Here is a 22,462-nt window from a genome sequence, read left to right on the forward strand (position 1 = left end):
CCGGCGCCCCCGCCCCCCCCCCCCCCCGCGGGCGCCCCCCCCCCCCCGGGGGCGCCCCCCCCCCCCCCCCGGCCCCCCCCCCCCCGCGGCCGGGGGTTTCAGTAGGAGTCGAGCGCGAGGGCGAGGTCGGTGATGGGCAGCGGCAGCTGGCCGGCATTCGTCGTCGCGCCGGTCAGCAGGTTGACGCTGTAGAGCGTCGCCGAGCCGCCGGCCGGGACCAGCGTCGCGAACGCCGTTGCCGAAACCGTCTTTCCGTTGACGAGGTCGCTGTAGATGTCGAGCCCGGCGTTCGGGCCGGCGTCCAGGCCGAGGGCGCCGGTCGGGGCCAGGGTGCCGTTGTTGGCCGGCGACTGGATGACGACCTGGTCGGTCGTCGTGTTGACGCCGAACAGCGTGGTCGCGGTGTCGGCGTTCAGGTCGTTGTTCGTGTATGCCGACGCCGTGACGCCGCGGGCCGGGCCGGTCAGCGGCGGGGTGGTGAGGGTGGTGTCCTCGACCGTGGTGCCGTCGTTGAGGTTGTGCCGCAGGTTCTGGCCGTTGTCGCTGACCACCCGCAGCCGGTCGGCGGCCGGGTTGAAGTCGACGCCGAAGTTGGTGCCGTAGAGCGGGACGCCGAGCTGGGAGACCTTCTTGACGATCACGTCGGTGTTCGACGGCGGGGTGGTGATGACCGGGGTGGTGATGGTGTAGATGCCGCCCTGGTTGCCGACCCCGTACATCGTGTTGTTCTGGACGCGGAAGTCGATCCCGATCAGGGCGGTGTCGCCGGAGAGCCCGGTGACCAGGCGGACCCAGTCGAGCACCTGGGGGCGGTCGGTGGTGAACGTGGCCATCAGGGTGCCGTCGGCGGTGATGCCGAACGCGCGCAGGCCGGTGGCCTGGGCCACGCTGCTGCCCGCCGTGCCGATCGTGATGGCGGTGGTGGCCGACAGGACCGCCACCGCGGCGGTGATGCATCTCTTCATCCGGGTCTTCATCGTTCGTCCCCTCCTGTGCTTCGGTAGGCGACAGGAAGCTATTCGGGCGAACTGGACATCCATTGGACGTCGGCTGGACTGGGCCCATCGGTGTCTTGCGGCCCTCACGCGCAGCCGAGAGATTGGGAGCACACGATTTCAGGGGGTAGATGATGCGAAGACTCACCGCGCTCGCAGCCGCGACAGCCGGATTCCTGACCGCCCTCCCGTTCGCCACGGGCGCCACCGCCGGCGCCGCCGAGGACCGGTGCTGGAGCACCGAGGTGGTGCAGCTCGGTGTTGAACAGGCGTGGAGCTACACCTACCAGGTTTCGTGGTGCGCACAGGGTTCGGAGATCACCTGGGTCGATCCCACGGTCACCTACGCGGTGCTCGACCCGGTCTGCAGCTGGGTCGGCAGCATCGAGGAGTCGGTGACGAAGGCCCCGGACGGCACCCGCACCGCGTTCAACCTCAGCGAGTTCTCCTGCCCGGCCGACATCGGGACCAAGGGTGTCAACCCGTGGGTGATCATCAACCTGCGTGCGGACGGCACGTACACGATCGACGCCACCGGAATCAAGCCGTAGTCAAGCAGAGTGGTCACAGAAGGCGGTCGAGGAGGGCAGCCGTCTCCGCGGTGCCGTGCCCGGTCTCCTGGTGCACGGCCAGTGCCCGGCGCGCGTGCTCCTCGGCGGCGGCGGACTCGCCGTGGGCGAGCTGGACGACGGCCAGCGCCGTCAACGCCTGGCCCTGCAACGCCCGGTAGCCCGCCCGCTCGGCCAGCGCGAGCGCCTGCCGCGCGGGGCCGGGGTCGGCGGTGGCCGTCGCCAGGCCGATCAGCGCGTCGACCTCCGGGTAGCGGTCACCGGTTTCGCGGATCAGGTCAAGGGCTTCGCCGTAGCGGCGGGCGGCGCCCGGCCGGTCGCCGAGCCGGTGGAGCACGGCCGCGAAGGCGGCGAGCGCTTCCGCCTCGGTGCGCGGGTCCCCCGCTTCGCGCGCCAGCGCCAGTCCGGCGCGGGCGCTGTCGAGGGCTTCGGCGCGGTGGCCGAGGTCGCCGTGCGCCAGCGCGAGCCGGCAGTGGGTTTCGGCTTCACCGCCCCGGTTGCCCGCCTCGCGGTGCAGGTGCAGCGCCCGGCCGAGCAGCTCGGCCGCCTCCGCCGGCCGCCCGCGGGCGCGCTGGGCCTGGCCGAGGTTGGCGAGGTTGATCGCTTCGCCGTAGCGGGAGCCGATCCGGCGGTACCGGCGCAACGCCTGGGCGTAGTGGTCGGCGGCCCGCGCGAGCCGGCCCATCTCCCAGTGGACGAGCCCGAGGTTGCCGAACGCGACGGCCTCCCCGGCGGGCTGCCCGGTCCGCCGGCTCAGGGCGAGACCGCGTTCGAACCGCGACGCGGCGTCGGCGAGCCGCCCGGACTGCCAGTAGACGCACCCGAGGTTCCCGAGCACGGCGGCCTGCGCTTCGACCCAGCCCGCCTGCCGGGCGAACAGCAGCGCGGCCGTGTAGTGCCGGACGGCCGGCCGGTAACGGCCCTGCCGGAAGTGGAGGTCGGCGAGGCTGAGCCGGGTGGCGGCCTGCGCACGCGGGTCCCCGGCCGCTTCGGCGGCGGCCAGCCCGGCTTCCGCGGTCGCCAGCCACTCGACGCGGCGCATGCACACCCAGAAGTACCCCCGCAGCGCGTCGGCGAGCAGCCACGCCATCGGCGCGGGTCCGCTGTGCGCGGCGTGCCGGACGGCCGCGACGAGGTTGCCGCGTTCGGCGTCCAGCCAGGCCGAGGCCTCGGCGAGTTCGGTGATGCCGGCCGGCCCGCGGGTTTCGGGCACCGGCAGCCGCAGCATGTGCGGGTAGAGGAGGCGGGCGGCGCCGTCCACCGCGCCCAGGTACCAGTCGAACAGGCGGTGCAGCGCGCGCTCGCGTTCCTCGACCGGCTCGAGGCGTTCGGCCTGGTCGGCGGCGTACCGGCGGAGCAGGTCGTGGAAGCGGTAGCGGCCCGGCGTGTGGTGTTCGACCAGGTGCGCGCCGGCGAGCCGCTCCAGCAGCGCGCCCGCCCGGGCCGGCTCGGTGCCGGCGAGGGCGGCGACGGCTTCCGCGCCGACGTCCGCGCCGGGGACCAGGCTCAGCAGCCGGAACAGCCGCTGCGCATCGGCGGGCAGCGCGGCGTGTGACAGGTCGAAGGCGGTCCGCACGGCGGTTTGTTCGTCACCCTGCACGGCGAGAGCGGCGAGCAGGTTGCCTTCCCGCAGCTCCGCGACGTAGTCCTCGATCCCGTACCCGGGCCGGTCGGCGAGGTTGGCCGCGGCGATCCGCAGGGCGAGCGGGAGGTGCACGCACAGCTTGGCGAACTCGACGGCCGCCTCCGCTTCGGCCCGGACCCGATCCCGGCCGAGAACACCGGCCAGCAGCTCGACGGCGTCTTCGGGGTTCAGCACGTCGAGCGTGAGCCGGCGCGCGCCGTGCACGGCCACCAGACCCGTCATGCGGTCGCGGCCGGTCACCACGACCAGGCACCCGGGCCCGGCCGGCAGCAGCGGGCGGACCTGCTGCGGGCCGGCCGCGTTGTCCAGCAGCACCAGCACTTTCCGGTCGGTCGTGAGGGTCCGGTACAGGGCCGCGGCGGTTTCCGCGTCGGCGGGCACCCGCTCGGCCGGGATCCCCAGCGCGGACAGGAACTGGGCGAGGATTTCGACCGGTGGCGCCGGCGCGCCCTCGGCGTGGCCACGCAGGTTCGCGTAGAGCTGGCCGTCGGGGAACCGGTCGCGGACGCGGTGGGCCCAGTGCACGGCCAGCGCCGTCTTGCCGACGCCGGCGGTGCCGGAGACCGCGACGATCGTCCCGCCCGCCGCCACCGTGCCGTCCAAAAAGGACAGCTCGGCGGTGCGGCCGGTGAACCCGTCGGACCCGGCGGGCAGCTGCTTCGGGATCCGCTGCGCCGGCCGGGTTTCCGCGGGCCCCGGTGCCGTGACGCCGTCGTCCTGCAGCAGTGCGGCGTGGGCGGAGAGGAGCTCCGGCCCCGGGTCGATGCCGAGCTCTTCGACGAGCCGCGCCCGCGCCTGCCGGTAGAGCCGGAACGCCTCGCCGCGCTGGCCAAGAGCGTGATGCGCGCGGATCAGCAGGGCCTGCGCGGATTCGTCGAGCGGCTGCTCGGCGGCGGCTTCGGCGATCCCGGGCAGGACCTCTGCCGCCGACCCGACGGTGATCATCGCGTCGGCGAAGCGGGTAAACGCTTCCCGGCGCTCCGCGATCAGGGACACGACCTTCGGATGCGCGGCCAGCAACGGGAGATCCGCCAGCGGCCGGCCGCGCCACAGTCGCAGTGCCTCACCGAGTGAAGCGGTGACACGGACGGCATCGGCGTCACGGTGGGCGTTGTTCGCTTCGGCGATGAGCGCCCGGAACTGCCACAGGTCGACGTCGACGGCGTCACGCCGCACGGCGTAACCCCCGCCGATGTGCGGCAGCACTCCGCTGCCGGATCGTGGCGCGCGGCCGGGCTCGAGCAGCCGGCGCAGGTGCTTGACGTGGGTCTGGACGACGTTCACCGCACTCGGCGGCGGCCGGTCGCCCCAGAGCGTGTCGACGAGCTCCCGCCGGGCCACCGCGTCGCCGCCGGCGAGCGCGAGCAACCCGAGCACCGCCCGGCGGCCGGGCGGCCCGAGATCGAGCTCCGTGCCGTCACGCCACGCCCGCACCGAACCCAGCACCTGGATGCGCACCGACCTCGCCACCGTGGTCCCCACAATCGGCTGCTGGCCGCCGAACCTAGTCGGCCCGGTCACCGGCACACAAGGAAGTGGCTCCGCTCAGGCTAGCGGGGCCCGGCGGCCGGGCTAAGGGGTCATTTCCGGCACGGGAACGCGTTCCACCGGCCGTCGGCACGGACAACTCTTGCGCCGTGCGGGTATAGTGCCGAAAACAGTAACGTGTTCTAGTTTACGCCGTGGGAGGACCGGGATGGACGAGCAGCCGATGCGGTACCCGAACCACCTCGGGCACCTGGTCGTCGCCGCGTTGAAGCGCCACCGGGACGCGCCGGTGATGGTGCTGGGCGAGACCACGATGACCGGGGGCCGGACCGCCGAGCAGGTCAGCCAGTACGCCCAGGCCTTCGAGACGCTCGGGGCCGGCACGGGCGCGGCGGTGGCGCTGCTGTCGTCGAACCGCCCCGAAGTCCTGCTGATCATCGCCGCCGGCCAGATGCAGGGCTCGCGGCGAACCGCGCTGCACCCGCTGGGCTCGCTCGACGACCACGCCTACGTCCTGCGCGACGCCGGCATCACCACGCTGATCATCGACCCGCTGCCGGCCTTCGTCGACCGCGCGCTCGGCCTGCTCGAGCAGGTCCCGGGCCTGTCCAAGGTGCTCACCATCGGGCCGGTGCCGGAGCAGCTCGCCCCCGTCGGCGAGGACCTGACCGCGGCCGCCGCGACGTTCGAGCCGCGCCCGCTGGCGCCCGCCGACCTGCCGCCGGACCACGTCGTCTCGATCACCTACACCGGCGGGACGACCGGGAAGCCCAAGGGTGTCATGGGCACCGCGCAGGCGATGGCGACGATGACCCAGATCCAGCTCGCCGAGTGGGAGTGGCCCGAGGCGCCGAAGTTCCTCATCTGCACCCCGCTTTCGCACGCCGGTGCGGCGTTCTTCGCCCCGACTCTGCTCAAGGGCGGTTCCTTGATCGTGGTGCCCAAGTTCGACCCCGCCGAGGTGCTGCGCATCATCGAAGAGCAGCGGATCACCGCGACCATGCTCGTGCCGACGATGCTCTACGCCCTGATGGACCACCCGGACTCGCGCACCCGCGACCTCTCGTCGCTGCAGACGGTCTACTACGGCGCCGCGTCGATCAACCCGGTGCGGCTGCGGGAGGCGATCGACCGGTTCGGGCCGATCTTCGCGCAGTACTACGGCCAGTCCGAGGCGCCGATGGCGATCAGCTACCTCGCCAAGGGTGACCACGACGACGCACGCCTGGCCTCCTGCGGGCGGCCGTCGGCGTTCCTGCGCACGGCGTTGCTCGACCACGACGGGAACCCGGTCGCCCCCGGTGAACCCGGCGAGATCTGCGTGGCCGGGCCGCTGCTCGCCGCCGGCTACTGGAACCTGCCCGAAATCACCGCGGAGACGTTCCGCGACGGCTGGCTGCACACCGGCGACGTCGCCCGCGAGGACGAGGACGGGTTCTGGTTCATCGTCGACCGGGTCAAGGACATGATCGTCACCGGCGGGTTCAACGTGTTCCCCCGCGAGGTCGAGGACGTTGTCGCCGAGCACCCCGCGGTCGCGCAGGTCGGCGTGATCGGCACGCCCGACGACAAGTGGGGCGAGGCGGTGACGGCGGTGGTCGTGCTGCGCTCGGACGCCGGCTCCGACGACGCGGCGATCGAGCGGCTCACCGGCGAAATCCAGGCGGCGGTGCGCGAACGCAAGGGCCCGGTGCACGTGCCCAAGCAGGTGATCGTGGCCGCGTCCCTGCCGATGACCGGGCTCGGCAAGCCGGACAAGAAGGCCCTGCGCGCCCAGTACGAGCCGCGGAGCGCGGCCGTGTAGGGCGTTATACGGCGGCCGAGAGCTTGCCGGGGTTCATCATCCACAGCACCTGGTCGATGCGGCCGTCGGCCGACGCGGTGACGGTGACCACGGCGAACACCTCGTCGTCGCGGGAAAGCCGCATCGCGTGCGCGCCGTTCACGATCGTGGGTGTCACCACGACGCCGGCCCAGAACCGGTCGGCGAACGCACGGACGTACTTCGCGACGGTTGTCGCGCCGCGCACCGGGATGCGCGAAGCCCGCGCCACGCCGCCGCCGTCGGAGTAGCTGATCACGTCGGCGGCGAACAGCTTCTCGAGCGTCGACAAGTCGCCCGCCTGGGCGGCGGCGACAAACGCGGTCAGGAGCCGTCGCTGCTCGGGCAGTTCGGCCGGCGTGCGCCGTTCCGCGGCGAGGTGCTTGCGTGCCCGGCTGACCAGCTGGCGCGCCGTGACCTCGGTCGTCTGCACGATCTCGGCGATCTGGCGGTACGGGTAGTCGAAGGCCTCACGAAGCACGTAGGCCGCGCGCTCGGTCGGGGTGAGCTTTTCCAGCAGGAGCAGCACGGCGAGCTCCAGCGCGGCACCCCGTTCGGCGCCGAGCTGGGGGTCGGCCGAGGTGTCGACGGGCTCCGGCAGCCACGGGCCGATGTAGGTCTCGTGGCGCGCGTAGGCCGTGCGGGTCGCGTTGATCGCCAGCCGCGTGGTCGTCGTCGCGAGGTAGGCGCCCGGGTTGGCCACGACGGACCGGTCGCAGGTCTGCCAGCGCAGCCACACCTCCTGGAGGAGGTCCTCCGCGTCGACGGCGCTGCCCAGCATGCGGTAGGCGATCCCGAAGAGCCGGGGCCGCACCTCGGCGAAGACGGCGGCCGCGTCGTCGAGGTCCTCCATGCGTGCGGATCCCTTCGGGGCGGCGGGCCGGCCGGACGGCAGCGTACCCGCCGCCGTCCGGTTCCCGGGACCGGCGATGCCGGTGATCATCCGTTGGGGCGAACGGGCCGCGGTGCCCGCCGGTCGCGGCGCTGCTCCAGCTCTTCCGCGCTCACCGGCACCAGCATCGGCTGCCCCGGCACGCAGAACATCGTCACCACGAAGGCGGATTCCGTGTCGGCCAGGTGGTTTCCGTCCTGGTAGTGGATGACGTCGCCACCCGGCTCCCAGAACGCTTCGCCGGCTTTGACAACGCGTTCGGGCTCGCCTTCCAGCTCGAAGACGATCTCGCCCCGGACGACGTACCCGTAGGCCGGGCCCGAGTGCCGGTGCGGCGGCGCGCCCGGGCTGCCCGGCGGCAGCGTGACGAGGATCGTCATGGCCTCGGCGTTCTCATGGATCTGCGGCGCGCCCGGCACGGTCGCGACCACTTCCAGCTTCGGCGGCGGTCCGGCGGCGTGCGGGTGGGTGACGTCGTGGGTGGTCATCGGTTCCTCCCTGAAAGTCGGCTCGCTCAGTCAGGACAAGGCGTGTGCCGCAGTTGTGACACGACGTGCGTCACATCCCGGCGGGCTGCCTTGTCGGTACGGACGACCGAGAGGAGCGCGGCCATGGCCGATCCCGCGCTGGCGGAGGTGCTCGCCGAGCGCCGGCACCTGCTCGACGTGGCGGAGTGGCTGGCCGGGCCGGGCGCCGAGCTGGTGACCGACGAGGCGTACCGCGCCTGGTACGCGCTCACCGCGCCCGAACGCGCCGCCATCGGATCACCGCTCGCCTGGCTGACGCGGGCGGCCGGACGTCACTGCGTCCGGAGTCTCGCCGCTCCCCCGCCACGGCCGTCCGCACCCCGGCCGCCCGTGCCGTACCGAGCTGCCGCCTGCCCGCCTGACGAGTTGGCCGGCCGGTTCCGCGCTGCTTGCGAACAAGAATCCGCCACGGCGCTGGGTGCACTGCTGGCGCCCGGCGTCACCGCGTGGTTCGACGGCGGCGGGAAGGTGCGCACGGCGGACCGGCCGGTGCGCGGCCGCGCCGCGGTGACCACGGCGGTGCTGGCGTTGCTGGCACCGCGGCCCGACACGAAGCTGCATCGGTGCGCGGTCAACGGCGGCACGGGTCTCGTGGTGCAGGTGGACGGCCACGTCGGCGCGATCGTCGTCTGGCGGGCCCCCGATCGGGTGATCAGTGACCTGTGGGTGGTGCTCAACCCGGTGAAGGTGCGGGGCTTTGTCACGAACCCGCCCGCTGTCTTGTCGTAGTGGGTGCGCAGTCGTCCCGGGTCCGCCGGGACCGCGCCGAGCGGAAGGAACGGACATGAAGGTCGTCGTCATCGGCGGAACCGGTCTGATCGGCACGAACCTGGTCGCACGGCTGGCCGAGCACGGCCACGAGGCGGTGCCCGCCGCCCCCAGCACCGGGGTGAACACCTTGACCGGCGAAGGGCTGAAGGAGGTGCTGCAGGGTGCGGACGTCGTGGTCGACGTGTCGAACTCGCCGTCGTTCGCCGACGACGACGTCATGGCCTTCTTCCGCACCTCGACCGGGAACCTGACCGAAGCCGCGAAGGAAGCGGGTGTCGGGCACTACGTCGCGCTGTCGGTGGTGGGCACGGACCGGCAGCCGGACGTCGGGTACTTCCGCGCGAAGGTCGCGCAGGAACAGCTGATCACGGAGTCGGGCTTGCCGTTCTCGATCGTGCGCGCGACCCAGTTCTTCGAGTTCGCCGGCGGGATCGCGGACACCTCGACCACCGACGGCGTGGTGCACCTGCCGGGTGCCGGCGTGCAGCCGATGGCGGCCGCCGACGTGTCCGCCGCCGTCGGCCGGACCGCGGCCGGGAGCCCGCTCGGCGGCATCACCGAGGTCGCCGGCCCCGACGTGCTCGGCCTCGACGAGTGGGTGCGCACCGTGCTGACCGCGCGCTCCGACCCCCGCCAGGTCGTCACCGACCCGCAGGCGCCGTACTTCGGCGCGGTCCCGGGACCGGAAGACCTCCTGCCCGGGCCGGGCGCGCACCTGGCCGAGACCACCCTGGCCGCCTGGCTGGCCCACGATTCCCGGCCGTGACCCCGCCTTCTACACCACCACCGTGACGGTGACCGGCGGCCCGCTCGCGCACGGCCGGGTGTCCGGCCGGGCGCGGTCCACCGACGCCGGGCTGCACGTCGACGTCCGGCTTCCCACCGGGCTCGGCGGCAGCGGTGCCGGCCCCAACCCGGAGCAGTTGTTCGCGGCCGGGTACGCCGCCTCGCTGCACGGCACGTTGAGCGTGCTCGCGCGCGAAGCCGGCGTCGACCCGGCCGCGCTGACCGTCGCGGTGACGGTGGCCGTCGGCCGTGATCCGGCCGGCGGCCACCGGGTGCGCGCCGGCGTGGTGGTCACCGGCGTGGCGTCAGACCTGGTCGAACGCGCAAAAACCCGTTGTCCCTACACAAAACTGCTGACGGGTTAGGCGCCGTCGTGGTCGGGGTCGGCGTTGAGCACGATGCAGCCGACGTAGCCGTCACGCGCCTTCGTGACCTTCAGCAGCATGCTCGGCTGGTAGATCGAGTCACCGTCGTTGAAGGTGTCCCGGCCGGTGCGCTGCGCGTACGGCTCGGTGGCCATCACCTGAGTGTTGAGCGTTTCGTCGAACATCAGCTGCGTGGTCAGCGTCTTCTCGTTGCCGACGTGGACCATCACGTGCACGTGGATCGTGCGGCCGCGGTACCAGCCCGGCCAGATCGTGGTGAACTCGACGATCCCCCGCTGGTTGGTGACCTGGGCGCCGCGCAGGTACCGCTTGTCGTCGGTGGGCTCGAGGTCCTGGTCACCGCCGGGCGGCGGCGTCCCGGTGGGCGGGGTGCCGGTGGGCGGCGGGCCGGTCGGCGGAGTGCCGCCACCACCACCCGACGCCGCTTCCGCGCCGGAGTAGAGGCCGCCCGCGTCGCAGTGCCAGATCTCGACAACCGCGTGCGGGATGGGCTTGCACGTCTCGCTGTCCTGGACCTGCAGCGCCAGCCGCAGTTTTGCGCCCTGCTTGTCCTCGCGGACGTCGCTGCGGATCTTGTCGGCGTCGAAGTAGTACGGGCCCTGCGTGGTGGTGGGGGTCAGGGTGCAGGTCCGCGCGCCGGTGAAGAGCGCGGTCAGGTCGGCGTCGGTGACCGCGGCCAGCGTCACGGTTTCCCCGGTCGACGTCGTGACCGGGCTCTTCCCCGCGCACGCCGTCACGAGCGCGCCCAAGCCGACCGAGCTCACCCCGGCGAGCATCCGGCGCCTGCTGACCCGCTGCCCTTCGTGATCGTGTCCCATGTTCGTCCTTCCACAGTTCGGTAATGGCCGGTTGACTTCCGCCTGACCCGGCCTTGGGGAGCGTGGCGACCACAGCTGTGCCAGGCCTGTGGCAGAGCTGTGCGTCGCCGAGCGGTCACGGACGGCAAGGCGCTACGCTGATACTCAACTAATTGACTAGGTGAGGTGCGACATGAGCAGCTTCCGCAAGGCCGTCGAAGCCCGTGATCCCGACGCCATGGCCGCGACACTGGCGGACGACGTGGTGTTCCGGAGCCCGGTGGCGTTCCGCCCGTACCCGGGGAAGGCGATCACGGCCGCGATCCTGCGTGGAGTGCTGCGGGTCTTCGAAGACTTCCGTTACGTGCGCGAGCTGACCGGCGATGAAGGCCGTGACCACGCCCTCGTCTTCGAAGCCAGGATCGGCGACGTGCGGGTCGAGGGCTGCGACTTCCTGCACCTGGACGAAAACGGCCTGATCGACGAGTTCACGGTGATGGTCCGCCCGCTCTCGGCCGCCCAGGCGCTGTCGGAGGCGATGGCCGCGCAGTTCGAGCAGATCCAGCGCGAAGCACTCAACTAGGTGAGTATGGCACTGCGCCACGCCCTGATGGCGGCGCTGCTCGAAGGCGAGGCATCGGGCTACGACCTGGCCAAGGGGTTCGACGCTTCGGTGGCCAACTTCTGGGCGGCGACCCCTCAGCAGCTCTACCGCGAGCTCGACCGCATGGCGGCGGACGGCCTGGTCCACGCCCGCCTCGTCCACCAGGAGCGGCGGCCGGACAAACGCCTGTTCTCGCTGACCGAGGCCGGGCAGCGGTCCCTGCACGAGTTCACGGCGCGCCCGCCGCGGCCCAGCGTGATCCGCGACGAGCTGCTGGTCCAGGTCCAGGCGGTCGACGCGGGCGACGAGCCGGCGGTCCGGCGCGCCCTCGAGGAGCGGATGACCCGCGCGAAGGACAAGATCGCCCGCTACGAGCGGCTGCGGGCCCGGCTCCTGGACGGCCGGTTCGAGGACGACTACCTCGCGGAGACCGAGCGGGTCGGGCCGTACTTGACGCTGATGCGGGGGTTGTCGTTCGAGCGGGAGAACCTCCGGTGGTGCGAGCAGTCGGTGAAGATCCTGGACCGGCGGGCGGCTCGGTAAGCCCGGGCAGCACCACCGGCGTCAGCTCAAGCCCGCGTCGTGGACCAGGATCGCCACCTGGGTCCGGTTCCCCGCCGCCAGCTTGGCCATGATGTGTCCGATGTGGACCTTCACCGTCGACTCGCTCACCACCAGCGACCGGGCGATCTCCGCGTTGCTCAGCCCGCGTCCGATGTGGACCGCGACGTCGTGCTCGCGCGGGGTCAGGGCCGCCAGCTTCGCGCGGGCGCGGGAAGTCCCGCCTCCGGCGGCGAAGTCCGTCAACAGCCGCTTCGTGATCTTCGGTGACAGCATTGCCTCGCCTCGGGCCGCCACCCTGACCGCGTTGACGAGTTCGCGGGGCGGGGTGTCCTTGAGCAGGAACCCGGCCGCTCCGTGGCGCAACGCAGCGTAGACGTACTCGTCCACGTCGAACGTCGTCAGCACCACCACCGCCGGGGCCGCCGGGTGGCCGGCCAGCCGGCGGACCACCTCGATGCCGTCGACCTTCGGCATCTGGACGTCGGTGAGCACGACGTCCGGCCGGTGGCGGTCGGTGAGCTCCACCGCCCGCGAGCCGTCGGTGTCCTCGGCCACCACCTCGATGTCGTCGGCCGACTCGAGGATCATCCGGATGCCGCTGCGGACCAGCTCTTCGTCCTCCAGCAGCACAACCTTGACCGTCACGAAGCCTCCCCCACCGGGAACCCAGCCAAGACCCGGAACCGGCCGTCGCCGGTGGGGCCGGTCCGCAGGTCACCGCCCGCCAGCTCCACCCGTTCCCGCATCCCCACCAGCCCGTAACCGGACCCCGGGACGGCGCTGCCGTGCGGGGTCAGCCGGTTGACGACCTCTACCGCGAGCCGGTCGCCGGTGACCGCCAGCCGGACGTCGACGGCGGCGTGCGGCGCGTGTTTTCCGGCATTGGTCAGGGATTCCTGCACCACCCGGTACACCGCCCGGCCGACCTGGTCCGGCACCGCGGGCAGCGGGTCCGGCAGCTCCAGCTCGACCCGGGCGCCGGTCGTCACGACTTCCTCCACCAGGTCCTCCAACGATGCCAGCACGCCCGGGTTCGCCTCGCCGGAACCGGAAGGGGCGTCGTCGCGCAGCACCCGCAGGATGCCCCGCAGCTCGTCCAGCGCGGTGGCGCTGGTGGCCCGGATCGTCTCCGCGGCCTGCTCGGTCTTCTCGTCCGGCGCCCGCAGCGACAGCGCGCCCGCCTGCAGCGCGACCGCGGTCACCCGGTGGGCGACCACGTCGTGCATCTCGCGCGCGATCCGCCGCCGCTCGGCGAAGACGGCCTGGTCGGCCAGCAGTGTCCGGGTGCGCTCGGCCTCGTCGGCCCGTTCACGCAGGACGCCCAGCAGCGCGGCGCGCTGGTGCATCCACAGGCCGGCCAGCACCGGGCCGGCCACGAACAGGCCCAGCAGGATCACCACCGCCATGACGTTCACCGGCCCCTTCAGCAGGCCCAGCGCATTGCCGGTCAGGCCGGCCACGATCGCCGCGGCGCCGGTGCGGAGGCCGACGCCGTGCCGGGCCGCGACGGAGTACGTCGCCACCGTGATCGGCAGCAGCGTCACCCCGGCCGGCAGGCAGGCCGCCGCGACCAGCAGCACCACGAAGGGCCAGCGGCGGCGCGCGAGCAGCACGACGCCCGAGACGAACACCGCGGGGACGTACAGCGCCGGGTGCGGGTCACGCGGGTCGCCGCCGGTCAGGGTCACCACGATCACGGCCGCGGCCACGGCGACGTCGAGCGTGAGCAGGACGACCCGGCCGTCCCACCAGCTCAGCCATCGCTTCATCGCGATCAGGGTAGAGCGCGCCCGCTCAGCCGGCACGGCGTGCCAGGGTGAACGCCGTCGCGCCGAGCCCGGCGACCGCCAGGACCGCGAACACCACGCTCCCGGTGACCGCGAACAGGGCCGTGCCGCTGAACGGCAGCGCGGTCATCGGCACGTCGGCGAGCGTGGCGAGGGTCGTCTCCGCGACGAACGTCCAGACCGCGAACACCCCGACGGCGAGCCCGGTGTGCCGCAGCAGCCCGCCGAGCGCCACCCCGGCGAGTCCGGAAAGGACGGTCAGCAGGAGCACCGCGCCCACCGCCCGGCCTGCCGCCCCCGCGTCGGCAGGCAGGACTCCCCCGCCGGTCAGCACCCCGGCGGCGGTGAGCACCACCATCAGCACCCCGGTGAGCAGCCCGAGCCCGGCGGTGACCAGCGCCCGCGCGGTGACGATCCGCGCCGGGGAGCGCAGCACCAGCCGGGTGGTCGCGAGGGTGCCGTGCTGGTGGTCGAGCCCGAACGCGGTGATGCCGACGGCCGCGACCAGCACCGCGCCCAGCCGGTCGACCAGGCCGAACGCCGAGACGAACGCGTCGAGGTCCCCGAGGTCGCGCTTGAGACCCCAGTACAGCCCGGACGCGAACTGCAGCACCCCGGCGCCCACCAGCAGCAGCCACGTCGACCGCAGCGAGCGGACCCGGACCCATTCGTAGGCGAGCGCGTTCTTCACGACGATTCCCCTCGATGCCGGACCGCGGCCGAGGTGGCAGCGAGGAAGGCGTCTTCCAGGCCGCTCTGCCGCACGAACAGCTCACGCACGCCGATGCCGGCCTGCGCCGCGACGGCCGCCACCCGTTCGGTGTCGGCGGTGCCGACGACCAGCTCGCCCGCCGCTTCCTGGCGCACGGGCAGGCCGTCCCGGGCCAGCGCGACCATCAGCACACTGGGCTGCTCGACGCGGACCACGACGTCGGCGCGCGCGTGCCGCCGGACGAACTCGCCGAGGGGCCCGGCCGAGACGAGCCGGCCGGCGCCGATGACGATGAGGTCCTCGGCGAGCAGGGACATCTCCGCCAGCAGGTGTGACGACGCCAGGATCGTGCGCCCCTCGCCGGCCAGCCGGCGCAGCAGGTCGCGGATCCAGCGCACCCCCTCGGGGTCGAGCCCGGTCGCCGGTTCGTCGAGGATCAGGTACTCCGGGTCGCCGAGCAGCGCCGTGGCCAGGCCCAGCCGCTGCTTCATGCCGAGGCTGAACCGGCCCGCGGGCCGGCCGGCGACGGACTCCAGGCCGACGGTGGTGAGGACCTCGCGCACGCGCCGTGCCGGCAGGCCACCACCCGCGGCGACCATCCGCAGGTGCGCCGCGGCCGTCCGCGCCGGGTGCACCGCCGCGGCGTCGGTGAGCACGCCGACCGTCCGCAGTGGACCCGGCACGCGCGCGTATTCCCGGCCGCCGAAGGTGGTGTGCCCGCCGCCGCGGGTGAGGCCGAGCATCAGCCGGATGGTGGTCGACTTGCCGGCGCCGTTGGGGCCGAGGAAGCCGGTCACCACACCGGGCCGGACGGTGAAGGACAGGTTTTCGACACCGGCGCCGCCGCGGTAGGCCTTGGTGAGTCCGTCCGCGACGATCATCGGCGCACCGGCAGGTAAGCGTCACGACGGCCGAAGGCGAACCACAGCAGGCTGCCCAGGAACGGCGCGCAGAAGGCGAAGATCACCCAGACGAGCTTCATGCCGCCGGTCAGCCGGGAGCCGAGGATGCTGACCAGGGCGGAGAAGAACAGAACGACGAAGGCCAGCACGACAGCGCCGGTCAGGCCGAGCGCGAGCCACGACCAGGTCTCCTCGTGGCCTTGGATCAGGGCGGCCTGCTGCATGGTCTCCTCCTGGACGTCGGACCCGCCGGGTGCGGGCTCCTCCGTCCACGATCGCCGGTCACGCGGGCGCGCACATCCGATCTTCGGCGACTCCGGGATAGGCGGAAAGTACTAGCCGGCCCGGCCGCTTGTACGCGTCTTGTACGGCCACCTCCCACGATCGCCCCACGGAATCGACCTGGAGGACTCGTGAGAACCACAATCAAGGCGGTGGTGGCCGGCATCGGGCTGGCCGTCACCATGACCGGGCTGGCCGCCCCCGCGGCGCAGGCCGCGTCGACCTATCCGGTGACGACCACAGTGGACGGTCGCACGGTCAAGGACCCGGACGTCGCGGTGGGCGCGCAGCGGATCGCGAACATGTACACCGCCGGCACGTCGGTCACCCTGGCCTGCCAGGACACCGGCCCGGCCTACGGCGGCAGCAGCATCTGGGACCTGACCTCCGACGGGCTGTGGATCCCCGACGCCTACGTCAAGACCGGCTCGACGTCGATGGTCGCGCCGCAGTGCACCACCCCGCACGCGTACCCGGCGAAGGCGGACATCAACGGCCGCGCGAAGAAGGGTGACGCGGCGGACGCCGCGGGCAGCGTGGCGAACAAGTACCTGACCGGCGCTTCGGTGCCGGTGGTCTGCCAGGCCACCGCGAAGGACGAGATCTGGGACTTCACCACCGACAACCTGTGGGTGCCGGACGCCCTCATCAAGACCGGGACCGACGGGTTCGTCAGCGGCGTCCCGCACTGCGACACCGATGGCCTCAAGCCGGGTGGTTCGACCAGTCCGGCGGACCCGCGGGCCGACAGCGCGATCGCGTTCGCCAAGGCCCGGCTGGGCCACACCGACTGGAACAACCAGTGCGAGCTGTTCGTCGAACGCGCCTTCGGCACCAGCGGCCGGTTCGCCTCGGCCACCACGCACTACCAGTGGCAGAAAGCCAACGGCCGCATCCACACCGGCTCGGTCGCCCCGGCCGGCACCGCGGTGTTCTTCACCAGCACCACCAGCAACGGGCACATCATGCTCGCGCTCGGCGGCGGCGTCGCGATCAGCACCGGTCCGTCGGTGTACCAGACCAGCACGTACGCACAGCGTTCCGACTACCTCGGCTGGGCCTACGTCCCGTCCAGCTGGTGACCGCGGTCATCGCGGCGGCCGCCACCGGCCGCCGCGGTGAGCTCCTCCCGGCCGCCGGCGTCGACCTGCCACCCGGCCAGCGCCGGGGTGCGGCGGGCGCGCTCGAGGCACACCCGGTGCTCGTCTTCCGGCGGTCCGGGGTCGGTGGGTTCGGCGGTCAAAGCGGTCTCCTTCCGGCTCGGGCGACGTCACGATCACAGCACGCCGCCCGGCCCCACGCTGGTCTCAATGTGAGACGCCACCCGAAAAGATCTTCCCTTTTTCACCAAGAAGCTGTTGCCCATTCACCCCGCCCGGTTCTAGCGTGTCCCGGGCATTGATCGGACTACTGGGGGTCTCATGTCATTGCGTCACCGATTGACCCAAGCGGCTCTCGCCGCCGGAGTGCTCGCCGGCCTGGTCGTCGATCCGGCGGCGGCCGTCGCCGCGGCCGGGCCGACGGCCTTGCCCGCCGGGCAGTACACCCTGACCGCCGACTACCACAAGTACGACACCGTGAACGCCGCGCTCGTCTCGACGCTGGGCACCGCGGCCGTCCACACGGTGATGGAGAACGCGAACCACGACCGCACGGCACTGCCGTCGTCGTTCTCCGTCCCCGGCCTGTCCACCGGCTTCCGGTTCGACAGCGGGGACAACTCCGACTGCACGAACTACCCGCAGGGCATCACGACCAGCCGCGACGCGGTCGGCACCGCGAACAGCGGCAACTACGACGGGCACCAGCTCGTGCTGGTCAGCTGGTACACCAAGGACGGCTGCGGTGGTGATCAGGCGCGAAGCCGGATCACCCTGGTCGATTGGGACGCGACCTACCCCAACCAGTACCGGAAGGTCCTGCTCGTCGAGCCGACCGGCACCGCGGCGGCGCCGGACTTCAAGGACATCCCGATCCACGCGGGCGGGGTGTCCTGGTACGGCGACTACCTCTACGTCGCCGACACCGGGCGCGGCATGCGGGTCTTCGACATGCGCAAGATCCTCAAGACGAACACCGGTGGCACCGCCGACCAGATCGGGCACCAGACCGGGAGCACGTACTACGCGCACAACTACGGCTACGTCCTGCCGCAGGTCGGCACGGTCACCTCGGCCACGACGTCGGGCACGAACCTCGCGTGGTCGTCGATCTCGCTCGACCGGGTCAGCAAGTCGATCGTCATGACGGAGTACACCTGCCAGTCCGGCTGCACGGACTACCCGAACCGGGCGCCGCGGGCGATCCGCTACCCGTTCGCTTCGGGGGCCACGACGTTCGCCGCGACGACCACCGCGAGCCAGGCGCTGCAGCTGCCCTGGTACAACCTCAACGGCGTCGCGTCGCACAACGGCCGCTGGTGGTTCAACTCCTCCGGCCAGAAGAAGCTCTACTACTGGACGCCGACCGCGGGTCCGTCGACGTTCTCCTGGGTGGGCAGCGGCGAAAGCCTCTCCTACTGGGAAGACGACACCGAGGCCGACCTGCTGTGGTCCCTGCAGGAGGGTGCGGGCAGCCGCAACGTCTTCGCGGTGACCCAGGCCACCTACGGCGGCGGCTGATCGTCCCACGGGTAACCTGACCACATCGGACGATACGGACAGCAGCGGGAGCCGAGGCGGGCCAGTGCCCGCCTCGGCTTGCTGCTCGCCGTCCTCCTGCTCTTCGGCGGCGTGGCACCCGCCGGTCACGGGTGGGCCCCCGCCCCGGACGGCCGGACCGCGGCCGCCACCCAGCCCGCGCACGACCTCATCTCGGGCCGCGGCGCGGCTTTGCGTGTGCCCGCGGTGTCCGCGCCGGTCCCGTGGGCCGTCGTCCCCGTTGGTTCCGGTTTCGCCGCGGCTTCCCGGCTTCGGCGCGTCGACCCGGCAGGTGTCCACGTCCCGGCCGTCGCGACGCCGACGTCGCGGTCGACCCGCGCACCGCCGTCCTCAGTGAGCTGATCCCTTTCCCGGCGCCGCTTTCCGCGGCGTCGCGCTCACTGCTGCCCGAAGGACGGGACCATGCCTGCTGTTGTACTGACTTTGCTGACCGCCACCGTCGTGGTGGCGGCCGGTCTGTTCGTGAAGATGCTCCGGGACGACGAACCACTGCTGGGCGGGCTCGGACTCTGCCTGCTGGTCGGACCCGGCGCTCTGCTGGCGTTCGCGCACGTGGGCCTGACCGGCTGAGCTACCCGAGATCGGCCTCCGGGCGGACCTCGATCGCCGTGCCCGGCTGGTGCAGTTCGAGGACCACGATCTCGTTCACCCCCGGTCGCCACAACGGCTTCGGGGCGTACAACGTCTGCTGCGGCCCGATCTTCCAGTACCGGCCGAGGTTGAAGCCGTTCAACCAGACGATGCCCTTCTCCCAGCCGGGCAGGGCGACGAAGCCGTCGGCGGGGCTCGCGACCACCACCTTCGCGTGGTGGAACGCGGGGCCCGTCGCGGCGGCGCCGGAGAACCGCAGGCGGGACAGGTCGTCGAGCGGGAGCGGGCGGGTCTCCCACCCGAAGAGCTTCTGCTGGGTGTTCATCGCGACCCAGCCGTTGATGCCCTTGCGGTCGGCCAGGTACGGGCCGTAGTTCACCCGGCCCATCGCGTCGACCAGGATGTCCAGCTGGGTGCGGTCCTTCGACAGCTTCAGCTCGAGCGTGCCGGCCGGCTGGTTGCGGTCCAGCACGCCGAGCTGCTTGCCGTCGGCGAAGACCAGGGCCCGGTCGGCGAGCCCGTGGATGCCGAGGGTGCCTTCGTGCGGACCCTGCACGGTGGTGCGGTAGTGGATGAGCCCGGTGGCCTGCCCGACTCGTTCCATCGGCAGCGGCTGCGCCGACCGGACGACCCGGGACAGCACCGGCAGCGAGTCCAGCAGCGACACCACGCCGTCCGGGGTCACCGTCTGCGCCGGCAGCCGCGGGGACCGGCCGGGCACCGGGCCCACCGGCGCCTTGGTGTACTTCGTGAGCACCGCCCGCATGGCGGTGAACTTCTCGCCCAGGTCACCGGCCTCGCCGACCGGCGAGTCGTAGTCGTAGCTGGTGACCGTCGGCTGGTACGTCGTGCCGGAGGTGTTGGCGCCGGCGGTGAAGCCGAAGTTCGTGCCGCCGCAGGCCATGTAGAGGTTCACCGACGCACCGGTGGCGAGCAGCGTGTCCACATAGGACGCCATCTGCGCGGCGTCGCGGGTGTGGTGCTCCTCGCCCCAGTGGTCGAACCAGCCGTCCCAGTATTCGGCCATCAGCACCGGCTTGCCCGGCTGGAACTCCTTGACCGCCTTGATGCCCGGCAGCGGGTCACCGTCACCGGTGCCGACCTCGAGGGTGCCCGGCAGCGAGCCGAAGCGCATGAAGAACTCGGACGCGCCGTCGGCGGCGAACAGCAGGCTGGTCAGGCCGCGGCTGCGCAGGCCGTCACGCAGGTGCGCCAGGTAGCTCGTGTCGTTGCCGTAACTGCCGTACTCGTTCTCGATCTGGACGGCGACCACCGGCCCGCCGTGCTGGGCCTCCAGCGGCACCAGGCGCGGGATCAGCTGGTCGTACCAGGCGTCGACCGCCTTCAGGTACGCCGGATCCGCGCAGCGCAGCTCCATGTCCCGGTCGGCCAGGAGCCACGCCGGGAGCCCGCCGAACTCCCATTCGGCGCAGATGTACGGGCTGGGCCGCACGATCACCTGCAGCCCGAGCTCACCCGCGATCCGGATGAACGCGGGCAGGTCGCGCCACCCGTCGAAGTCGGCGCGGCCCGGCTTCGGCTGGTGGAAGTTCCACGCCACGTACGTCTCGACCGTGTTGAGCCCCAGCGCCTTCAGCCGTTCCAGGCGGTCGCGCCACTGGTCCGGGTGGATGCGGAAGTAGTGGACCGCGCCGGAGACGATCTGGAACGGCTTCCCGTCGAGGAGGAACTGCTCCCCCGACACGCTCAGCCCGCGCCGCCCGGCCGCACCGGCCGGGCCGGCGAGCACCGCGCCCGCCGTGATCGCCGCGGCCCCGCCGAGGAAGCTCCGCCTGCTCACCGAGTTCATCACTGCCCTTCCGTAGCGGCCCGGAGCCGGACCAGCAGCGTGTCGAGGACGCCGTCACCGACCAACGCTTGCCGGACACCCCAGCGGTTGGTGTTGCCGGTTTTCACCGCTTGTGCCCGTGTCACCAAAGCGTCCGCGGCCGCCGTCAGCCGATCGGCTCGGGCGTGATCACCGCGGGAGGCAGCCGACAACGCGTCGAGCCGGGTCACCATCGCCTCACCCCACAACGCGGTCGCGTCCAGCCACGGACCGGCGTCGGTGACGAACGCGCTCTGCACCCGGCCGCCGCGGATCACCCCCGCCGCGTCGCGGATCCGGACCGCGTACACGCGCAGCTCGCGCAACGCACGGTGGTCCCCCGCGGTCCAGCGCGCCCAGAACTCGGCGGTCTTCGCGGCGAGGACCGGCGCCTGCGGCTGCCACGGTGCCGGGCCGAACGTCGGCGCCAGGTGCTCGAGATCGGCGAACACCGTGAGCGCCGCCGTCGCGCGCGGGTCACCGCCCGCGAGCCGGGCGAGGGCCTGCGGCCAGGACCGCTCCGGCGCGTAACCCGCGTCGTTCCAGGCGAAGTCGGCGGCGCCGAACTCGGCGACCTCGCTGGCCGCTTCCTGGTTCATCGGGTTGGCGACGATCCCGTTGAGGTACTGCGAAAGCCCGGCCTCCCGCTGTGCGTAGGGCGCGAGCAGCAGCCGCCCGGCCGACTGCTCGTAGTCGTTGACCGGGTAGTTGTCCCAGAGGAACACCTTCCGGCCGTACACAGTGGACACCTGCGCGGCCTCGTCGGTGGTCACGCTCGGCGGGACGACGTCGGTCCCGGTCCACTGCACCACCACCGACGGGTCGAGGTGTTCCCGCAGCTCGGTCTTGTACGGCGAGTCCTTCAGGTCGCTGTACTCGGTCGGCACCGTCTGCAGGGGACGGACGCCGGTGTGGGTCTTGACGAACTTCTCGGTGATCGTGTTGAGCAGCGAGACCTGCGCCTTGCCGGCGGCGCCCTGTCCTGGCGCGCCAAAGGCCGACTGGTCGCCGTCGCAGTTCCACTTGGTGTAGGAGATGTCGTCGAACGGCAAGGAGAACGACCGCACACCGAGGTCGTACACCGACTGGAACTTCGCCTCGACCGCGGCGACGTCGGCCGGTGACGAGAAGCAGATCGACACCCCGGGTGAGAGGGCGTAGGTGAAGTCGACGTGGTGCGCGGTCGCCGAGCGCACCAGCTCGCCGAGCGTGCCCAGCTCGTCGGCCGGGTACGGGTCACGCCACCGCGCGCGCAGGTAGGTGTCGTCCTTGGCGCTGTAGATGTAGGTGTTCGCCTTCACCTCGCCGAGGAAGGCGATCTGCCGCAGCCGGTCGGCGGTGGTCCACGGTGGACCGTAGAAGCCTTCGATGGACCCGCGCAGCGCCATGTTCGGCCAGTCGCGCACGGCCGCGCCGCCCACCGCCCAGCCGTGTCCCGACCGGACGAACAGCTGCCGCAGCGTCTGCACGCCGTAGTACTGCCCGGCGCCGTCGCGGCCGCCGATCGTGATCCCCGAGCGTGCCACGCTCAGCGCGTACCCCTCGGCCTGCTCCGGGATGTCGCGACCCGTGCTGCCGAGGCGGATGACCAGGCCGTGGCCGCCGGCGGTGATGCCGTGGTCGCGCAACAACGAGGTCAGCAGGTCCTTCGCCGCCGGGTCGGTGCCGGGGTCGGTGGCGAGTGTCACCGACGACGGCAGCGGCACGTCCGCGGAGGTCCGACTGATCCGTTGCGGGGTCGGGGAAACCACCGGAAGCGGACCACCGGCGGCAGCGGGTCCGGCAGCGGTGAGGGTGGCGGCCACCGTGACGACGGCGGCGAACAGGGCTCTGCGGCGGGCGGTCATGGCTCCC

General features: G+C 72.3%; 24 protein-coding genes. 11 read left to right on the forward strand and 13 right to left on the reverse strand.

Annotation, left to right across the window (positions count from 1 at the left end; translation table 11 throughout):
• Window positions 1-98: 98 nt before the first annotated feature.
• On the reverse strand, window positions 99-977 hold the full coding sequence (locus ACIA5G_RS43655; RefSeq protein WP_395934497.1) for a DUF4394 domain-containing protein: 879 nt from the start codon (window positions 975-977) through the stop codon (window positions 99-101).
• 152 nt (window positions 978-1,129) lie between these two features.
• Here ACIA5G_RS43655 and ACIA5G_RS43660 point away from each other — a divergent pair, with 152 nt between their 5' ends.
• Complete coding sequence (locus ACIA5G_RS43660; RefSeq protein ID WP_395934499.1) at window positions 1,130-1,546, forward strand: hypothetical protein; 417 nt, start codon at window positions 1,130-1,132, stop codon at window positions 1,544-1,546.
• Window positions 1,547-1,559: 13 nt separating this feature from the next.
• Here the strand turns inward: ACIA5G_RS43660 and ACIA5G_RS43665 are convergent, their stop codons facing one another.
• Window positions 1,560-4,679: a BTAD domain-containing putative transcriptional regulator gene (locus ACIA5G_RS43665; RefSeq protein WP_395934501.1), complete on the reverse strand. Its 3,120-nt coding sequence runs from the start codon at window positions 4,677-4,679 to the stop codon at window positions 1,560-1,562.
• A gap of 226 nt (window positions 4,680-4,905) precedes the next feature.
• Between ACIA5G_RS43665 and fadD8 the strand changes: the two genes are divergently transcribed.
• Complete coding sequence (gene fadD8, locus ACIA5G_RS43670) at window positions 4,906-6,501, forward strand: fatty-acid--CoA ligase FadD8 (protein WP_395934503.1); 1,596 nt, start codon at window positions 4,906-4,908, stop codon at window positions 6,499-6,501.
• A gap of 4 nt (window positions 6,502-6,505) precedes the next feature.
• Here the strand turns inward: fadD8 and ACIA5G_RS43675 are convergent, their stop codons facing one another.
• A complete protein-coding gene (locus ACIA5G_RS43675; protein WP_395934505.1) occupies window positions 6,506-7,372 on the reverse strand; it encodes an RNA polymerase sigma-70 factor in 867 nt (288 codons plus the stop codon).
• An 86-nt stretch (window positions 7,373-7,458) separates the two neighbouring features.
• Complete coding sequence (locus ACIA5G_RS43680; protein ID WP_395934507.1) at window positions 7,459-7,899, reverse strand: cupin domain-containing protein; 441 nt, start codon at window positions 7,897-7,899, stop codon at window positions 7,459-7,461.
• 123 nt (window positions 7,900-8,022) lie between these two features.
• Here ACIA5G_RS43680 and ACIA5G_RS43685 point away from each other — a divergent pair, with 123 nt between their 5' ends.
• Genes ACIA5G_RS43685 through ACIA5G_RS43695 form a run of 3 tightly spaced genes read left to right on the forward strand, consistent with a single transcriptional unit; the run spans window position 8,023 to window position 9,860 of the window.
• Window positions 8,023-8,667, forward strand: coding sequence for a hypothetical protein (locus ACIA5G_RS43685; RefSeq protein ID WP_395934509.1), 645 nt, complete (start codon window positions 8,023-8,025; stop codon window positions 8,665-8,667).
• Window positions 8,668-8,722: 55 nt separating this feature from the next.
• Window positions 8,723-9,475 (forward strand): SDR family oxidoreductase, encoded by a 753-nt coding sequence (locus ACIA5G_RS43690; protein WP_395934511.1) that lies wholly within the window; start codon window positions 8,723-8,725, stop codon window positions 9,473-9,475.
• Window positions 9,476-9,497: 22 nt separating this feature from the next.
• Window positions 9,498-9,860, forward strand: a complete 363-nt coding sequence (locus ACIA5G_RS43695; RefSeq protein WP_395934513.1) for an OsmC family protein — start codon at window positions 9,498-9,500, stop codon at window positions 9,858-9,860.
• Here ACIA5G_RS43695 and ACIA5G_RS43700 read toward each other — a convergent pair.
• The gene (locus ACIA5G_RS43700; protein WP_395934515.1) at window positions 9,857-10,699 is read right to left on the reverse strand and encodes a protocatechuate dioxygenase; all 843 of its coding nucleotides are present in this window, start codon (window positions 10,697-10,699) and stop codon (window positions 9,857-9,859) included. The two genes, ACIA5G_RS43695 and ACIA5G_RS43700, sit on opposite strands and share 4 nt — an antisense overlap.
• 172 nt (window positions 10,700-10,871) lie before the next feature.
• On the opposite strand from ACIA5G_RS43700, the gene ACIA5G_RS43705 reads away from it, so the two are divergent.
• The gene (locus ACIA5G_RS43705) at window positions 10,872-11,261 is read left to right on the forward strand and encodes a nuclear transport factor 2 family protein (protein ID WP_395934517.1); all 390 of its coding nucleotides are present in this window, start codon (window positions 10,872-10,874) and stop codon (window positions 11,259-11,261) included.
• 6 nt (window positions 11,262-11,267) lie between these two features.
• On the forward strand, window positions 11,268-11,825 hold the full coding sequence (locus ACIA5G_RS43710; protein ID WP_395934519.1) for a PadR family transcriptional regulator: 558 nt from the start codon (window positions 11,268-11,270) through the stop codon (window positions 11,823-11,825).
• A gap of 21 nt (window positions 11,826-11,846) precedes the next feature.
• Here the strand turns inward: ACIA5G_RS43710 and ACIA5G_RS43715 are convergent, their stop codons facing one another.
• Genes ACIA5G_RS43715 through ACIA5G_RS43735 form a run of 5 tightly spaced genes read right to left on the reverse strand, consistent with a single transcriptional unit; the run spans window position 11,847 to window position 15,471 of the window.
• The gene (locus tag ACIA5G_RS43715) at window positions 11,847-12,491 is read right to left on the reverse strand and encodes a response regulator (RefSeq protein ID WP_395934521.1); all 645 of its coding nucleotides are present in this window, start codon (window positions 12,489-12,491) and stop codon (window positions 11,847-11,849) included.
• Window positions 12,488-13,615, reverse strand: coding sequence for a sensor histidine kinase (locus ACIA5G_RS43720; RefSeq protein WP_395934523.1), 1,128 nt, complete (start codon window positions 13,613-13,615; stop codon window positions 12,488-12,490). The genes ACIA5G_RS43715 and ACIA5G_RS43720 overlap by 4 nt, the downstream gene beginning before the upstream one ends.
• A gap of 25 nt (window positions 13,616-13,640) precedes the next feature.
• Window positions 13,641-14,324: a hypothetical protein gene (locus tag ACIA5G_RS43725; RefSeq protein WP_395934525.1), complete on the reverse strand. Its 684-nt coding sequence runs from the start codon at window positions 14,322-14,324 to the stop codon at window positions 13,641-13,643.
• Complete coding sequence (locus ACIA5G_RS43730; RefSeq protein ID WP_395934527.1) at window positions 14,321-15,226, reverse strand: ABC transporter ATP-binding protein; 906 nt, start codon at window positions 15,224-15,226, stop codon at window positions 14,321-14,323. The genes ACIA5G_RS43725 and ACIA5G_RS43730 overlap by 4 nt, the downstream gene beginning before the upstream one ends.
• Entirely contained in the window at window positions 15,223-15,471 is a 249-nt protein-coding gene (locus ACIA5G_RS43735) for a PLD nuclease N-terminal domain-containing protein (RefSeq protein WP_395934529.1), read from the reverse strand. Before ACIA5G_RS43735 ends, ACIA5G_RS43730 begins: the two co-directional genes overlap by 4 nt.
• A 189-nt stretch (window positions 15,472-15,660) precedes the next feature.
• Between ACIA5G_RS43735 and ACIA5G_RS43740 the strand changes: the two genes are divergently transcribed.
• Window positions 15,661-16,611: a hypothetical protein gene (locus ACIA5G_RS43740; RefSeq protein WP_395934531.1), complete on the forward strand. Its 951-nt coding sequence runs from the start codon at window positions 15,661-15,663 to the stop codon at window positions 16,609-16,611.
• Here ACIA5G_RS43740 and ACIA5G_RS43745 read toward each other — a convergent pair.
• Complete coding sequence (locus ACIA5G_RS43745) at window positions 16,590-16,772, reverse strand: hypothetical protein (protein ID WP_395934533.1); 183 nt, start codon at window positions 16,770-16,772, stop codon at window positions 16,590-16,592. The two genes, ACIA5G_RS43740 and ACIA5G_RS43745, sit on opposite strands and share 22 nt — an antisense overlap.
• A gap of 196 nt (window positions 16,773-16,968) precedes the next feature.
• On the opposite strand from ACIA5G_RS43745, the gene ACIA5G_RS43750 reads away from it, so the two are divergent.
• The 3 genes from ACIA5G_RS43750 to ACIA5G_RS43760 all read left to right on the forward strand — a co-directional run bounded on the left by ACIA5G_RS43750 (window position 16,969) and on the right by ACIA5G_RS43760 (window position 18,759).
• Complete coding sequence (locus ACIA5G_RS43750; protein WP_395934535.1) at window positions 16,969-18,150, forward strand: hypothetical protein; 1,182 nt, start codon at window positions 16,969-16,971, stop codon at window positions 18,148-18,150.
• Between the two features lie 78 nt (window positions 18,151-18,228).
• Window positions 18,229-18,531, forward strand: a complete 303-nt coding sequence (locus ACIA5G_RS43755; protein ID WP_395934537.1) for a hypothetical protein — start codon at window positions 18,229-18,231, stop codon at window positions 18,529-18,531.
• A 60-nt stretch (window positions 18,532-18,591) separates the two neighbouring features.
• Window positions 18,592-18,759, forward strand: coding sequence for a hypothetical protein (locus tag ACIA5G_RS43760; RefSeq protein ID WP_395934539.1), 168 nt, complete (start codon window positions 18,592-18,594; stop codon window positions 18,757-18,759).
• A 1-nt stretch (window position 18,760) separates the two neighbouring features.
• On the opposite strand, the gene ACIA5G_RS43765 is transcribed toward ACIA5G_RS43760, so the two are convergent.
• Both ACIA5G_RS43765 and ACIA5G_RS43770 read right to left on the reverse strand, forming a co-directional pair.
• Window positions 18,761-20,590: a beta-galactosidase family protein gene (locus tag ACIA5G_RS43765; RefSeq protein WP_395934953.1), complete on the reverse strand. Its 1,830-nt coding sequence runs from the start codon at window positions 20,588-20,590 to the stop codon at window positions 18,761-18,763.
• Entirely contained in the window at window positions 20,590-22,455 is a 1,866-nt protein-coding gene (locus tag ACIA5G_RS43770) for a beta-N-acetylglucosaminidase domain-containing protein (RefSeq protein WP_395934541.1), read from the reverse strand. Before ACIA5G_RS43770 ends, ACIA5G_RS43765 begins: the two co-directional genes overlap by 1 nt.
• Between the last annotated feature and the right edge of the window lie 7 nt (window positions 22,456-22,462).

Source organism: Amycolatopsis sp. NPDC051758, from assembly GCF_044453095.1.
In the GTDB taxonomy this organism is placed as follows: Bacteria; Actinomycetota; Actinomycetes; order Mycobacteriales; family Pseudonocardiaceae; genus Amycolatopsis.